This window comes from Streptomyces sp. NPDC025784 (assembly GCF_055558435.1).
This window is the reverse complement of sequence record NZ_JBVHMN010000010.1, coordinates 51,220-66,512: the sequence shown is the minus strand read 5'-3', so window position 1 is coordinate 66,512 and position 15,293 is coordinate 51,220. Positions and strand designations below refer to the sequence as shown.

Annotated in this window: 11 protein-coding genes; 5 read left to right on the top strand and 6 right to left on the bottom strand. The window is 71.2% G+C overall.

The genetic code is table 11. The features are described from left to right. Positions 1-22: 22 nt before the first annotated feature. The 3 genes from ACZ4IF_RS22775 to ACZ4IF_RS22765 all read left to right on the top strand — a co-directional run bounded on the left by ACZ4IF_RS22775 (position 23) and on the right by ACZ4IF_RS22765 (position 2,723). A complete protein-coding gene (locus tag ACZ4IF_RS22775; protein ID WP_359490090.1) occupies positions 23-445 on the top strand; it encodes a YjbQ family protein in 423 nt (140 codons plus the stop codon). A gap of 418 nt (positions 446-863) precedes the next feature. Further along, positions 864-1,067 carry a cold-shock protein gene (locus tag ACZ4IF_RS22770; RefSeq protein ID WP_028800280.1) on the top strand — a complete coding sequence of 68 codons (204 nt, stop codon included), beginning with the start codon at positions 864-866 and terminating at the stop codon, positions 1,065-1,067. Positions 1,068-1,238: 171 nt separating this feature from the next. Further along, a complete protein-coding gene (locus ACZ4IF_RS22765) occupies positions 1,239-2,723 on the top strand; it encodes a DEAD/DEAH box helicase (RefSeq protein WP_467565444.1) in 1,485 nt (494 codons plus the stop codon). Positions 2,724-2,829: 106 nt separating this feature from the next. On the opposite strand, the gene ACZ4IF_RS22760 is transcribed toward ACZ4IF_RS22765, so the two are convergent. From ACZ4IF_RS22760 to ACZ4IF_RS22740, 5 genes are all read right to left on the bottom strand, one after another. Continuing rightward, a complete protein-coding gene (locus ACZ4IF_RS22760; RefSeq protein ID WP_467565442.1) occupies positions 2,830-3,579 on the bottom strand; it encodes a class I SAM-dependent DNA methyltransferase in 750 nt (249 codons plus the stop codon). A gap of 152 nt (positions 3,580-3,731) precedes the next feature. After that, positions 3,732-4,919: a cytochrome P450 gene (locus ACZ4IF_RS22755; RefSeq protein WP_467565440.1), complete on the bottom strand. Its 1,188-nt coding sequence runs from the start codon at positions 4,917-4,919 to the stop codon at positions 3,732-3,734. Positions 4,920-5,071: 152 nt separating this feature from the next. Continuing rightward, the gene (locus ACZ4IF_RS22750) at positions 5,072-9,223 is read right to left on the bottom strand and encodes a molybdopterin-dependent oxidoreductase (protein ID WP_467565438.1); all 4,152 of its coding nucleotides are present in this window, start codon (positions 9,221-9,223) and stop codon (positions 5,072-5,074) included. Positions 9,224-9,414: 191 nt separating this feature from the next. Next, entirely contained in the window at positions 9,415-11,469 is a 2,055-nt protein-coding gene (locus tag ACZ4IF_RS22745; RefSeq protein ID WP_467565436.1) for a SpoIIE family protein phosphatase, read from the bottom strand. Between the two features lie 64 nt (positions 11,470-11,533). After that, complete coding sequence (locus ACZ4IF_RS22740) at positions 11,534-12,214, bottom strand: class I SAM-dependent DNA methyltransferase (protein ID WP_467565434.1); 681 nt, start codon at positions 12,212-12,214, stop codon at positions 11,534-11,536. A 290-nt stretch (positions 12,215-12,504) separates the two neighbouring features. Between ACZ4IF_RS22740 and ACZ4IF_RS22735 the strand changes: the two genes are divergently transcribed. Then, complete coding sequence (locus ACZ4IF_RS22735; RefSeq protein WP_467565432.1) at positions 12,505-13,470, top strand: aldo/keto reductase; 966 nt, start codon at positions 12,505-12,507, stop codon at positions 13,468-13,470. A 145-nt stretch (positions 13,471-13,615) separates the two neighbouring features. Beyond that, the gene (locus tag ACZ4IF_RS22730; protein WP_467565430.1) at positions 13,616-14,245 is read left to right on the top strand and encodes a dihydrofolate reductase family protein; all 630 of its coding nucleotides are present in this window, start codon (positions 13,616-13,618) and stop codon (positions 14,243-14,245) included. A gap of 141 nt (positions 14,246-14,386) precedes the next feature. Here ACZ4IF_RS22730 and ACZ4IF_RS22725 read toward each other — a convergent pair whose 3' ends face one another. Continuing rightward, entirely contained in the window at positions 14,387-15,073 is a 687-nt protein-coding gene (locus ACZ4IF_RS22725) for a TetR/AcrR family transcriptional regulator (RefSeq protein ID WP_467565428.1), read from the bottom strand. Positions 15,074-15,293 lie beyond the last annotated feature (220 nt).

Below are 15,293 nucleotides of genomic sequence, written 5' to 3'. Positions count from 1 at the left end.
GAGCATGGGCGAGGATTGAGTCATGTCCGATGCCTTCAGCACCCGGGTCCTGAACGTCGCCACCGGTTCGTCCGAGATGGTCGTCGATCTCACTCACGCCTGCGAGGCGTTCCTGCGTGAGGTCGCGGCAGGCCGTGACGGCCTCCTGAACCTCTTCGTGCCGCACGCCACCGCCGGGATCGCGATCATCGAGACCGGTGCCGGCAGCGACGACGACCTCCTCGCCGCCCTGCACTCCCTGCTTCCCGCGGACGACCGCTGGCAGCACCGTCACGGCAGCCCCGGCCACGGCCGTGACCACGTCCTCCCGGCGATCGTCCCGCCCCACGCGACGCTGCCGGTCCTGGGCGGCAGGCTGGAGCTGGGGACCTGGCAGTCGGTGTGTCTGGTGGACACGAACAAGGACAATCCGAACCGGAACGTCCGCCTGTCGTTCCTGGGTTGAGACGGCGCGGTGCGACGACCGTGGGCCGGACGGCCTGCCGCTCCCGGCGAGCCGGCTCGCCCTCGTCGATCGTGGAGGCCAGGCGCTCGTCGCTGAAGAGGCGAGTTTTCCTCGATCACACTTTGTATAATTCGAAAATTAACCTTCTTCATTCGGTCGGCTTCACGTCGGTCGACCCGCTGCTGTGCTCCCGCCGGGCCGCTGTCGTGCGGCATGGGCGAAAATGGGGCGGATGTGTGAACCGTGCTAAACTTGACCACAGTTGCAGTTGTGGTTCCCGAAACTTCAAGTGTCTTGGTGCCTGTATAGCGTCGGGCATTTCTTGTATCTCCGGTGTTTGTCCGGACGGGGCGCATTGTGACAACGAAGGGGTTCTCACGCCGTGGGTCCCCGGGTACTGCCCCCAAGGAGATGTGACATGGCTACTGGCACCGTCAAGTGGTTCAACTCGGAAAAGGGTTTCGGCTTCATCGAGCAGGACGGTGGCGGTCCGGACGTGTTCGCCCACTACTCGAACATCGCCGCCCAGGGCTTCCGTGAGCTCCAGGAAGGCCAGCGGGTGAACTTCGACATCACGCAGGGCCAGAAGGGCCCGCAGGCGGAGAACATCACTCCCGCCTGACGTCCGAGCGGACGAGATGACTGGGGCCCCGCCTTGTGGCGGGGCCCCAGCTCACTGCTTTTCGCATTCCGCTGGAATTATTCGATATTCACATTCGGCTCGTTCTTGCAATTTGTCCGGCTCATTCTTGTCGGGAATTCCTCGATGCGTGCCTGTTGAGGAAGGTTCTCCATGAGCCGTTCAGTCCGCACGAACGACCGTCTTCAGTCACGGGGTCAGGGCCGCGCCGACACCGGTCCGGGCGACACCGAGCGCCGTTCCGCCCCACCGGAGGGGGAGTTGGCGCTGCCGGTCACCGTCACTCCGGCGCTCCCCGCCGCTGCGACCTTCGGTGAACTGGACATGCCCGTGGCGTTGCTGGAGACGCTCACCGCTCGCGGCCTGAACGAGCCGTTCCCGATCCAGGCCGCCACCTTGCCGGACTCCCTCGCGGGCCGCGACGTCCTGGGCCGCGGGCGTACCGGATCGGGCAAGACGCTCGCCTTCGGCCTGGCGCTCCTCGCGCGCACGGCCGGGCAGCGTGCGGAGCCGCGGAAGCCGCTGTCCCTGATCCTCGTCCCCACACGCGAGCTGGCCCAGCAGGTCACCGACGCGCTCGCCCCGTACGCCCGGCCGCTGAAGGTGCGGCTGGCCACGGTGGTCGGCGGCATGTCGATCGGCCGCCAGGCCGGCGCACTGCGTGACGGGGCCGAGGTGGTCGTCGCGACGCCCGGCCGCCTCACGGACCTGGTCGAACGCAAGGACTGCCGTCTGGACCGAGTGAAGATCACCGTCCTGGACGAGGCCGACCAGATGGCGGACATGGGCTTCATGCCGCAGGTCACCGAACTGCTCGACCAGGTACGTCCCGACGGCCAGCGCATGCTGTTCTCGGCCACACTGGACCGCGACGTCGATCTTCTGGTCCGCCGTTACCTCCAAGACCCGGTGGTTCATTCGGTCGACCCGTCGGCGGGAGCGGTCACCACGATGGAGCATCACGTACTGCAGGTGCACGGCGCCGACAAGTACGCCACCGCCACCGAGATCGCCGCCCGCGACGGACGCGTGATCATGTTCCTGGACACCAAGCACGCGGTCGACCAGTTCACCAGACACCTGCTGAGCAGCGGCGTGAAGGCCGCGGCGCTGCACGGCGGCAAGTCGCAGCCCCAGCGCACCCACACCCTGGACCGGTTCAAGACAGGTGATGTCACGACGTTGGTGGCCACCAATGTCGCGGCCCGGGGCATCCACGTCGACGACCTCGATCTCGTCGTCAACGTCGATCCGCCCAGCGACCACAAGGACTACCTGCACCGTGGCGGCCGCACCGCCCGCGCGGGAGAGTCCGGCAGTGTCGTCACGCTGGTCCTGCCGGGCCAACGCCGTGACATGGCCCGTCTCCTGTCCGACGCGGGCATCAGGGCTCGGATCACGCAGGTCCGCTCCGGCGAGGCCGAGCTGAGCCGCATCACCGGCGCCCAGGCTCCCTCCGGTGTCCCCGTCGGCGGCAGCGCACCGGTCGAGCGCCCGAAGCGCGGCGGTGCCCCGTTCCGGGGCCTGGGCACGCGCCCGGGGCGGGACGGCGGCGGCGAGTCCCGCCGGTCCGCCGAGGCCCGCCGGATCGCCGAGGCCCGCAAGGCCGCCCGGGTCCGTCGTGGCTCAGGCGGCTGACGGCCGCCGCTCTTGTGCCTGCTCTCCGCCTTCTCCGCGAGTGCGTCGAGTTTCGGCACCGCGTACGCCCGGGTTGGACCGGCGGCTTCAGGGAGCGGTCACATCCTCACTGGGGATGAACCGGCTTGCGCCACACGGAGATGTGCTTCGCGGAGTCCTGGTCGAACCGGCTCCCGTCCCAGTCCGCGACGCGTCGTTCCAGCTCGAGTCCCGCGATCCGTGCCATCAGGTCGAGCTCGGCCGGCCACGCGTACCTGTGCCGGGAGTTGTCCCTGCGGTAGCGGCCGTCGTCGCCGTCGCGGGTGAAGTGGTGCGAGACGAGGATCTGCTCGACCAGGTCGAACGTGTCGAAGCCGAGGTGCCGCTCGGAGACGTCGAACGGCACGGCGACCTGCCCGGGCGGCAGGAACCGCAGCGGCGGTACGCCCAGTTCGATGACGAACCGGCCGCCGGGCGACAGGTGACGCGCGGCGTTGCGGAAGCACTCGACCTGCTCGTCCTGCGTGAGCAGGTTCGTGATGGTGTTGTAGACCAGATAGACCAGGGTGAACTCGCCGGGGACGACGGTTGTGGCCATGTCCCCGATGGCGACCGGAAGAGTGCGCTCGTCGATCTTGCGCCGCAGGACCGCCGCCATGTGCTCGGACAGTTCGATGCCCGCCACGGGCACGCCGCGTTCCCGGAGCGGGACGCCCACGCGTCCGGTTCCGATGGCGAACTCCAGTGCCCGGCCGTCTCCGGCGAGTTCGGCGAGGAAGGCGAGAGTCGGTCCGAGTACGGCGGCCGAGGACAGCTCGGCCTCCTCGGCGTCGTAGCGGTCGGCGGTCGCACGGGTCCATGGCTCACTGCTCGTCACGGGCGGCCACTGTGCCGGGCCCGGTGGGGCGTTGTCGACGCATTTACGTTCCACGACTGAAGGAACCGCGCCGGCCGGTCACCGCTCGGCGATGCCGCACACGGCGGGCCTGCGCCGGCCCGGTGGCGAGGCAGGAGTGACCCGGCGTCGAGTCAGCGCTGCGCGGGCACGTCCCAGCGCACGCGCAGCGCCGGGGGCTTCCGGAAGACCAGGCCCCTGGGCGCGGTGGGCGAGGCCGGGTCGAGCCGCAGGCCGGGGAGGCGGTCGAGAAGTGCGAGGAGGCAGACGCGGGTCTCCAGTCGGGCGAGGTGGGCACCCAGACAGAAGTGCGGACCGTGCGCGAAGGCCAGCTGGAGGCGGGAGTTGCTCCGCCGAAGGTCGAAGCTGTCGGGGTCCTCGAAGACCTCGGGGTCGCGGTTCGCGCCGGCGAGCGACACGACCACGAGATCACCACGCCGCACGTCGGCCCCGCCGATCGTCACGTCGGCGGTGGTGTAGCGGTCCACGACGGCAGCGGCGGGTTCCAGGCGGAGCGATTCCTCGATCGCCGCGTCGACCAGGCCCGGATCGGCATGCACGAGGGCGAGTTGATCGGGGTGCGCCAACAGGTGCAGAACCGCGTTGGCGATCATGCCCTCGGTGGTCTCGATGCCGCCGAACATCAGCACGGCGGCGTTGGCGACCACCTCCGGCAGTTTCAGACGTTCACTCTCGGCCGCCGCGACCAGCACTGACGCATCGGTTCCTGCCGCGACCGTCGCCTCGACGCTTCCCCGCAACCGGTCGAACGCCGCCGCCCCGTCGGGGTTCGCCGGCTGCCCGGCGGTGATGTCGGAGACCGCGCCCACGATGGCGTCGTACCAGGACAGCACCGCCTCGGCGTCCGCGTCGACCAGGCCCAGCGACTCGGCGACGACGGCGACGGCCAGAGGCCCGGCCACCGCCCGGCGCAGTTCGGCGCCGCCACGCGGCCGGATGCCCTCCACGAGCCGGGCGGCTTCCTGTTCCACGAACCCGGCGAACCGGTCGTGCACGTCGTGCGTGCGGAACGGGTCGGTGAAGGGGGCACGGTGCCGCTTGTGCTCGGCGCCCTCCAGGGAGAGCATGCTCGGACCGACCACCTGGGCGGTGGAGAAGCGGGGGTCGTCCACCGTGAAGGTCGCCGCGTCACGCATCACGCGCAGTGCGAGATCACGCCGGGTCACGAGCCAGCCTCCCAGCACGGGGACCCACGACACCGGTTCGCGGGCGCGCAGCAGGGCCAGCCGGGGGTGGGGATCGTCCTCCAGTTCCGTGAGCGTGGTCGCGGAGCCGAGGGGGAACCGGCGCGCTGTCACCATGGAAGTTGCCCTCTGTTCCCGTCCCTGGAATTCCGGCCGCCGCGGAGGCCACTCAGAGCCTATGCGTCTTCGGCGGTGAGTCGAGCCGGTCCCACATCGTGGGACCGACGAATCCGGCCGGCCGCGCCCCGCACACGCACGTCACCGATGTGTCAGTACACGTCGCGGACATAGCGCTTGTCGGCGGAGAGTTGTTTGACGAAGGCGGCGGCGCCGTCCTCGTCGAGGCCGCCGTGCACGACGGCGATCTCGCGCAGCGCCCGGTCGACGTCCTTGGCCATCCGGGAGGCGTCGCCGCAGACGTAGAAGTGGGCGCCGTCCTGGAGCCAGGACCACAGCTGGGGACCGTGCTCGCGCATGCGGTCCTGTACGTACACCTTGGTGCGCTGGTCGCGCGAGAACGCGGTGTCCAGCCGGGCGAGGGTGCCGGCGTCCAGGTGGGCGGTGAGCTCGTCCGCGTAGTAGTGGTCGCCGGCGCGGTGCTGTTCACCGAAGAACAGCCAGTTCTGGGCCCGGTGTCCGAGCGCGCGACGCTCGTCGAGGAAGCCCATGAACGGTGCGACCCCGGTCCCGGGGCCCACCATCACCATCGGCGTGGCGGGGTCTGCGGGCGGCCGGAAGTGCGGGGACCGCTGGACGAAGACCGGCACGGGGCTGTCCGGCGCGGCGTCGGCGAGGAAGGGCGAGCACACGCCCTGACGGGTGCGGCCACGCAGGTTCTCCCAGCGGACCACGGAGACCGTCAGCGAGACCAGGGCGGGATCGGTGAGCGGGCTGGACGAGATGGAGTACAGCCGCGGTTGCAGCCGCTTGAGCGTGTCGGCCCATTCCTGGGCACTGGCCCGTACGGCCAGGTCGGCGACGACGTCGACGGCCTGCCGGCCCCAGCACCACTTGGCGAGCTCGTCCTTGTTGTCGGGGCGCAGCAGCTTCTTCAGCTCGCGCGGATCGTGGACGCGTTCGCCGAGGAAACGCAGCATGTCGGTGGTGACGCGGGTGATGTCGAAGTGCTCGTGCAGGGCTTGACGGAACGTCGTCCCGCCGAAGCCCGGCACGCTCACCTCGGCGTTCGCGGCGACACCGGTGACGGCGAGCCACTCCGCCACCAGCTCCGGGTCGTTGACGGGGCGTACGCCGAGCGCGTCACCCGTCTCGTACGTCAGCGGTACGGCACTGTCGCGGGTGTCGAAGGTGAAGCGCCGTACCTCCTTGCCCGACCCCGGGCCGCTGAGCAGCCGGTTGCCGACGAGACGTGCGGTGGCCGGCGCGGGTCTCCGGGTGCTCGGGGGCGCCACCGGGGCGGCGGCCGGGGCCGGGGCGGCCTCGTCGGTCAGGGCGGTGAGGACCTGGTCCAGCCAGGCCGTCGCGGAGGGTTCGTAGTCCGGCTCGCAGTCCGTTCGCGGTGCCAGACGCACCGCGCCGAGTTCGTCCAGCCGCTGGTCCAGCCGTCGGCCGTACCCGCAGAAGTCGTCGTAGGAGGAGTCGCCCAGGGCGAGGACCGCGTACGGTCGGCCCGCCAGGCCCGGCGTGTCGGACGAGGCCAGCAGGTCCCAGAACGAGGAGCCGTTGTCCGGAGCGTCACCGTCGCCGAACGTGCTGGTGATCAGCAGCAGACCGGCGGCGGGCGGGAGCGCGGAGAGGTCGACGTCGTCCATGGGGACGAGGCGGGCGCTGTGCCCGGCCGAGGAGAGCCGTTCGGTGGCGGCCGCCGCGAACTCCTCCGCGTTGCCGGTCTGCGACGCCCACAGCACGACGACCTCGCGTCCCGCGGGCACGGACGCGGCGAGGACCGGCGAGGGCACGGCCGCCCTGGAGTACATCCCGGCCAGTACGCCGTTGACCCACAGCGCGTGTTCGGCACTGAACGGCGCCGTCGGCGGGAGTACCGGCACACCCGAGGTGCCCGCTTCGACACCGGCGAGGAAGCCGACGAGATAGCGGCGCTCGGTCTCGCTCAGCACGGGCGGCGGCGGGACGGGCGCCAGACCGAGGACGGCAGCCGCGGGGCCCGCGGCTGCCGTGCCCGGTGCGACCGGGGCCGCCACCGGAGCCGGGCCGACGGGTTCGGGCGCTGTCGCGGCACCGGCCCCGGGAGCCGCGGCGCCGGGCACGTGTGCCACCTCCGCACCCGGTCCGGGCCCGTCCGCCGGTGCGGCAGCCGGCGCGGTCACCTTCGCCAGCGACACCGCGCACACCTTGAACTCCGGCTGGAAGGACAGCGGGTCCACGGCGTCATTGGTCACGGCGTTGACGCTGAGGTACTCACCGAACAGGTCGTTCCAGTGGAACGGGGCGAAGCAGTTCCCCGGCCGGACCCGGTCCGTCACCACCGCGGGCAGCACGGCCCGGCCGCGCCGCGAGGCGACCTCCACCGCGTCCCCGTCGTGCACGTCCAGAGCCAGGGCGTCGTCCGGGTGCAGCTCCACGAACGGCCCCGGGTTCAGCTTGTTGAGCTTGGCGACCCTGCCCGTCTTCGTGAGGGTGTGCCACTGGTGCTGCACGCGCCCCGTGTTCAGCACGAACGGGTAGTCGTCGTCGGGCATCTCGGCCGGCGCCACGTGCGGGCGGGCGTGGAAGACACCCCGGCCGCTCGCGGTCGGGAAGGACGGCCGCCCGTCGGCTCCCAGGTACCTGATCGGGTTGCGGTCCGGCCCGTCGGCAGCTGCCGCCGGCCACTGCACGGGGGTCGAGCGCAGCCTCTCGTAGGACACGCCACGCAGGTCGTAGCCGGTCCTCGGGTTCCAGGCGCGCCTGATCTCCTCGAAGACCTCCTCCGCGCTGCCGTACGAGAATCCCTCCTCGTAGCCCATCTCGCGCGCGACGGCCGCGATGATGCGCCAGTCCGCCATCGCCTCGCCGGGCGGCTCCACCGCGGGCCGGGCGAGCGTGAGGTTGCGCTCGCTGTTGACCAGCACGCCCTCGGACTCGGTCCAGAGCGCACCGGGCAGGATCACGTCCGCGTACGCGTTGGTCTCGGTGTCGGCGAAGACGTCCTGGGTGACGACGAACTCGGCCGCCTCCAGCCCTTCGATGACGGTCTTGCGGTTGGCGACCGACGCGACCGGGTTCGTGCAGATGATCCAGCAGGCCTTGATGTGGCCGTCCGCCATCCGCCGGAACATGTCCACCGTGCCCCGGCCGGCCCCGTCCTCGCGGATCGAGCCGGGCGGCAGCCCCCACAACTCCTCGGTGAACGCCCGCTCCTCGTCCACCAGGACCGAGCGCTGGCCCGGCAGACCGGGCCCCATGTAGCCCATCTCCCGGCCGCCCATGGCGTTGGGCTGCCCGGTCAGCGAGAACGGGCCGCTGCCGGGACGGCAGATCGCCCCGGTGGCCAGGTGGAGGTTGATCAGGGCATTGGTGTTCCAGGTGCCGTGAGTGGACTGGTTCAGGCCCATCGTCCAGCAGCTCATCCACTCCCCGGCCTCGCCGATCAGCCGGGCCGCCGTGCGCAGGTCCTCCTCGGCGATGCCCGTGATCTCGCTGACCGCGGCCGGCGGGTAGTCGGCGAGGAAGCGCGGCATCGCCTCCCAGCCCTCGGTGTGGGCGTCGACGAACTCCGCGTCGGTGTGGCCGTTCTCGTGCAGGAGATGCAACAGGCCGTTCAGGAGCGCCAGGTCGGTTCCGGGCCTGAGCTGCAGGAAGAGGTCCGCCTTGGCCGCGGTGGCGGTGCGCCGCGGGTCCACCACGATCACCTTGGCGCCCGACTTCTTGACCCGCTCCATCATCCGCAGGAACAGGATGGGATGGCAGTCGGCCATGTTGGAGCCGATGACGAGGAAGACGTCCGCGTGGTCGAAGTCCTGGTACGAGCCGGGCGGGCCGTCCGCACCGAGCGACAGCTTGTAACCGGCGCCCGCGCCGGCCATGCACAGCCGCGAATTCGACTCGATCTGATTGGTCCGCACGAAGCCCTTGGCCAGCTTGTTCGCCAGGTACTGCGCCTCCAGCCCCATCTGCCCGGAGACGTAGAAGGCGACCGCGTCCGGGCCGTGCTCGTCGACGACCGACCGCAGCCGACGGGCCGTCTCCTTGATCGCCGTGTGCACGCCCGTCGGCGCCGGCTCCTCCTCGCGCCGCTCCCGGACGAGAGCGGTGTCCAGCCGGCCCGGGGCGGCGAGCATCTCCGCCGTCGTGGCGCCCTTGGTGCACAGACGGCCGAAGTTCGCGGGGTGCGCCTTGTCGCCGGACGCCTTGAGGACCGTACGCCGACCGTCGGGTCCCCTGCCGATGTCGAGCACCATCCCGCAGCCGACACCGCAGTACGAGCAGACCGTGCGCACCTGCGTCGCGGTCGTGGTCACGGGCGATCCCTCTCGTCACCGGATTCGTCCCGTCGACCGTACGAAATGCCCGTTACGCGGGTGTCACACGAGCTGATCATCGGTGGTTACGTGCACCACACACCGGCGACCGGTGACCTGTGAGACCGGTTCCGCGCGCGTCCGGGGCGGCCGGTCCCGCCTCGCCGACCGCTGGTCCCGCCCGGCCGCCGCTAGTCCTGCGAGGCCGGCTGCTGGTCCCGCGGGATCGGCTGCTCGAACCAGACGACCTTTCCGGTGCTCAGCCGTGTCGCGCCCCAGCGCCGCGCGAGCTGGCTGACCAGGAACAGGCCGCGGCCCCCCTCGTCGCCCGGGGCGGCATGCCGCATCCGGGGCACCTCGGGCGAGTCGTCGGTCACCTCGCAGCGCAGCACGTCGGTGCGCAGCAGCCGCAGGGAGATGGGACGCGAGGCGAAGCGCACGGCGTTGGTGACGACTTCGCTGACCATGAGCTCGGTCGTGTCCAGCAGAGACTCCAGGCCCCAGCGGTGCAGGGCCCTGCGGGCCAGACGGCGTGCCTGTCCCGCGGTTCTCGGCCGAGGGTCCAGAAACCAGTACGCGACGCTGTCCGGCGGGAATCCCTCGAACCGGGCGGCCAGCAGCGCGATGTCGTCGTCCCGTGCGCCGGGACCCAAGCTGCCCAGCACCAGGTCGCACAGCAGTTCCAGCGAGAGTGCGGGGCGTCCGTCGACGGTGGTCTCCAGCCGCCTGCGCAGCGCCTCGACGCCGGTGCCCACGTCCGTGTCCCGGGTCTCGACCAGCCCGTCGGTGTACAGCAGCAGTGTGGCTCCGGTGGGCGCGGGCACCTCCACGGAGTCGAACAGGACGTCGCCGACGCCGATGGGAGGGCCCGGTGGAACGCGCAGCATCTCGGTCCGTCCGTCCGGGTGCAGCAGCACGGCGGGAGGGTGGCCCGCGTTCGCCATGAGCAGCCGGTGCGAGATCGGGTCGTAGATCGCGTAGAGGCAGGTCGCGATGTGGTCGCTGCCCAGGCGCCGGGCCTGTTCGTCCAGGTGGTGCAGGACCTCGTCCGGGGGCAGGTCGAGCCCGGCGAGAGTCTGCACGGTGGTGCGCAGCTGGCCCATGATCGCGGCCGATGTCATGGAGTGGCCCATGACATCGCCGACGACCAGGGCGATCCGGTTGCCGGTGACCGGGATCGCGTCGTACCAGTCGCCGCCGACCTGGGCCGTCCGAGAGGCGGGCAGATAGCGGCTGGCGAGCCGGACACCGGTGGGTTCGGGCAGCGACGACGGGAGCATGGTGCGCTGCAAGGTGTCCGCCACGGCGGCCTCGTGCCGGTACATCACGGCCTTCTGGACGCCGATCGCGGTGTGCGTCGCCAGTTGCGAGGCGACGAGCAGGTCGTCCGTGGTGAAGGCGGGGTGCTCGGGCCTGCGCAGCAGGACGACGGTGCCCATGACGTCATGACGGCCGTGCAGGGGAGCGATGATCAGCCTGCGTCCCGGTGGCAGAGTGCCCGGCTCACCCGTCACCGGGCCGAGCAGTTCGGCCACCGCGGCTCCGATGCCCGGGGCGTCGCCGAACGCCGGACGACCGGCGAGCAGCAACTCCGCGAGACGGCCGGTGACCGTCACGTGCACCCGCTCGGCCACGTTCGCGTGCAGGGGGCGCACCGCCGGTGGCGATGCGGTGGCGCTTCCGGTACCCGATGTCTCCGGCGCCCGGTCGAGGCTGTGCAGCTGGAGGACGACGGGTGCGGCGGACTTCTCCTGTCCGACCGGCAGCGGATCGTGCAGATGGATGAAGATCGCGTCGGCGAAGGACGGAACGGCCGCCCGGCGTAATTCGCGCAGGGTCTCGTCCAGGTCCATCCCCCGGGCGATGCGCCGGGTCGCCACGTCGAGGTAGCGCAGCCGGTCGGTCTGCGGGCCGGCGCCGTCCGGGACCGCCTCGTGGGAGGGGGCGTCCGCGGGCGCGTGGTCCCGTGCCGCGGACCGGCCCTCACCGGGGACCGCGGACCGTTCCGCGCCGGAGGGCTGGGGCCGAGCGCCGTCCGGGGAGGAGGGCCGCGCCGTGCCGGAGGGCGCGGGCCGCTTCCCGTCGGACGAGGACGAGGGGGCGGGCGGGGACGAGGGGGAGGAGTGCTCTGCTCGCCGGCCCGGGGACGGCTCGGGCGTGCCGGGGCCCTCGGCCCGGGGCAGCGGGGCGCCGGACCGCCTGGGCGCATCGCCCGAGCCTTCGCGAGGTGTGGGCTGCTCCGTCACGGCTCTCGTTCCGTCCAGTGGGTGCCGCGGGGGTGTCGCGGTCCGCGGTGATGGATCGTCGTGCTCAGTCCGACCGACGGCAGCAGAGGAACACCTGTTCCTCGGGCGGGACGTCGGAGACGGCCGGGGCGTAGGTGTAGGAGGACTCCTCGACGACGTCGAAGCCCGCCGCCTCGATGACCTTGAGCAGGTCCTCGCGCAGATAGCCGGAGACCCGGATCGTGTTGCCGAGGAAGGGGATCGAGAAGTCGTCCACGTCGGCCTCGACCATCGACAGGACGAACAGCCCGCCGGGAACCAGCAGATGGCGGATCGTCGCCAGTGCGAGGGGTATCTCCGCGCGCGGCAGCATGAGGAGGGAGAAGAAGGCCGCGACGGCGTCGAACCGGCCGAGGTCCCGAGGACCGCCCGGTCTCAGGTCGGCGATGTCCATCCGGTGGAACATCGCCGCCGGCACATAGCTCCGGGCCAGCTCGACCATCCCGCCGGACAGGTCGATGCCCACGACCTCGAACCCGGCGTCCGCCAGCTGGCGAGACGTCGGCACTCCGGTGCCGCAACCGAGGTCCAGGACCCGGGACCGGGCCGGCAGCTGCTCGATCAGCCACTTGCCGGCGGAGAGCTGGCCGTCCTTGTGGGGGAATGCCTCGTCGTAGCGGTCGCCGATGGCGTCGAACGCCTCGGCCTGCCCGCTGCGGTCGAGCCAGATGCTCTCGTATGCGGTCCCATGGTCGCTGTTGGCCACGAAAGTAACCTTTCATCGGGCATATCGGATTATCCCACGAGTAGGTCGGGGGTGACTTTGCGCGGCCGGGTCCCCGGAGGGGGGCGAGGACCTCGGAGTCGACCTGACCGCCGCCGAGGAGCGCCGGAAGAAGGGCACGCCCGCGCGCGCCTCGGCCGACGCCCGCCCGCGGCGGACCCAAGTGAAACTCACCTGACCGAATCGCTCAACTCGCCTATGGTCAACGTGATTTCCGGCGGGGCGCGCAGCCCGTCCGGGTCGCCGGCGGGGTACTGACGTGGAGGGTGATTGTGCGTTACCGGGAGCTCGGCCGCAGTGGACTGTCCGTGTCCGAGATCGGTTTCGGAGCGTGGGGGATCGGTGAGTCCAGCTGGGTGGGAGCGTCGGAGGACGAGTCGGTACGTGCCCTGCACCGCGCCGTCGATCTGGGGGTCAACTTCGTCGACACCGCTCGCGGCTACGGCGAGAGCGAACGGATCGTCGGCCGGGTGGTGCGTGAGCGCGGCGCCGACGAGGTTCTCGTCGCGACCAAGGTGCCCCCGAAGAACGGCACATGGCCGGCCCCCGACGGGCTGGACCCGGCCGAGACCTTCCCGGGCGCGCACATCCGCGACAGCCTGGAGACCAGTCTGCGGGTGGCCGGCCTCGACCACTACGACGTCCTGCAGTTCCACGTCTGGAGCGACGAGTGGGTCGGCCGGGGCGACTGGCTGGAGACGATCGACCGGCTGAAGCAGGAGGGGAAGATCCGTCTGTTCGGCGTCTCCATCAACGACCACCAGCCCGACAACGCCCTCGCGCTCGTGCGCAGCGGCACGGTGGACAGTGTCCAGGTCATCTACAACGTCTTCGACCAGGCACCCGCGGACGCACTGCTGCCGGCGTGCGCCGAGCACGGCGTCGGCGTCATCGTGCGGGTGGCGCTCGACGAGGGCGGCCTGACCGGCGCGATCACCGCCGGCACGACCTTCCCCGAGGCCGACTGGCGCAACCACTACTTCCGCGGCGACCGTCCCGCCCAGGTCGAACGCCGGGTGGCCGCGATCGTCGCGGACCTCGGCATCGAACCCGACGAGATCGCCGAGACCGCGCTGCGGTTCGTCCTGAGCGAGCCTGCCGTCTCCACGGTCATCCCAGGGATGCGCAGCGTGCGCAACGTGGAACGCAACACCGCCCTGAGCGACGGGCGGGCCCTGACCGCCGACCGGCTCGCCGTGCTGGCCGGGCACCGCTGGCAGCGCAACTTCTACTCCTGAGCGGAGCGCCTCCTGCCTCCCGGCCGGCGTGCCTTTCACCCCCGCAAGGCGAGTGCGGAAATTTCCGGGAGCGGCTGTCGATCCGGACGTGTCCCGTTCGACGCATGGGTGAGAGCGGCAATCCACCGACCCGAGGAGAACGGTCATGCCCAAGCTGCGCGTACACAACATCACGGTCTCGCTGGACGGCTACGCCGCAGGTCCCAACCAGAGGTTGGAACACCCGCTGGGCGAGGGCGTCGAAGAGATGCACGACTGGATGTTCGCCGCGATGCGGGACCACGCGGACGGCAAGACGGGGCTCGACGTCGACTATGTGGCCCGCTCCGAGGAGAATATCGGCGCCACCATCATGGGACGCAACATGTTCGGCCCCCACCGCGGACCGTGGCAGGACGAGTCGTGGAAGGGCTGGTGGGGTGCCAATCCGCCGTACCACAACGACGTGTTCGTCCACACCCACCACCTTCGGCCCTCGGTCCCGATGGAGGGCGGCACCACGTTCCACTTCACGGACGAGCCCGTCGAGACGGTGCTGGCACGGGCGTTCGAGGCGGCGGCGGGCAAGGACGTGCGGATCGGCGGGGGAGCGGCGACCGTACAGCAGTACCTGCGGGCGGGGCTGATCGACGAGCTGCATCTGGCCGTCTTCCCGAAGCTCCTCGGCAGCGGCGAGCGCCTGTTGGACAATCTGGGTGACGGGGTCGACGGCTACCGGGTTTCCGAGCTGGTGAGCTCGCCGGCCGTGACGCACGCCGTACTGGTACGTCGCTGAGGAGGCGCCCCCGGGCCGGCGTCCGCCGCCGGACACCCTCGACGGGCACCGGTGGCGGGCACCGGTGGCGGAAATCGGTCCCGTCGCCCGAGGCCGGTCGGTGGAGGCAGGCCGCCGTCGGCGGTCGCGCCACCGTCCGGCTCATTCGTCTCCGGCGGTGCCCGACTGCTGCGGGGCCGTGTCGGGCGAGGACGAGGCCGGTGCGGAGGAGGCGGGCGGTGGCACCGCGCCCGTGCCGGGGGCGCCCGCGCGCAGGCCGTCCATGACCAGGTCGAGGAGACGCTCGGCGCGCGGCTGCCAGTCCCCGTGCGGGTCGATCTGCCACAGCCCCGCGATGGCGAGGATGAAGTCGTCGGGAGTCACTCCCGGGCGGACGGTGCCGGCCTCCTCGTTGGCCTTCAGCAGGAGCGTGACGGCCTGGGCCACGGGTCCGTGCCCCAGGCGTGTCAGGGTGCCGCGCGCCACGCTGGTGGCCGTCCGCAGCGCGTCGGCCAGGCCCGCCTTGGCCATCGCGTACTGGGCGAGGCGGTCCATCCACTCCCGCAGCGCCTGGTCCGGCGGGTGGGTTTCGAGGAGCTTGGCCGCCGCGTCGGCGACCTGCTGCACCTCGTAGCGGTAGACCTCCAGGACGAGGGCCTCGCGGTTGGGGAAGTTGCGGTAGAAGGTCCCCTGCCCGACGCCCGCCTTCTTCGCGATCGCGCTCAGGGGGGCGTCCGCCGAACGGGTCAGCTCGGCCAGGGCCACTTCGAGGATGCGCTCGCGATTCCGCTGCGCGTCCGAGCGCAGTGGCGTGCTCGAACGGGTCGGCGTGTCCTTCTCGGGGCGCACTCGTCCTCCTTCCGGGATGTCGGCCTTCCGGGATGTCGGCCGGACTCCGCCCGGGCCCTGTGCCGGGGATCTCCCGGAACCTCGGCCGGACTCCCTCCGGAGTCATGGTGTGGCCGACCGTGGTCGGCGACCGGTCGACCTTGCTAAGCGGACAGCTGTCCGTTAGCTTTTACGGGTAGCGGACAGGTGTCCGCTTGGAGCTCACTCTAGTGGCTGACCC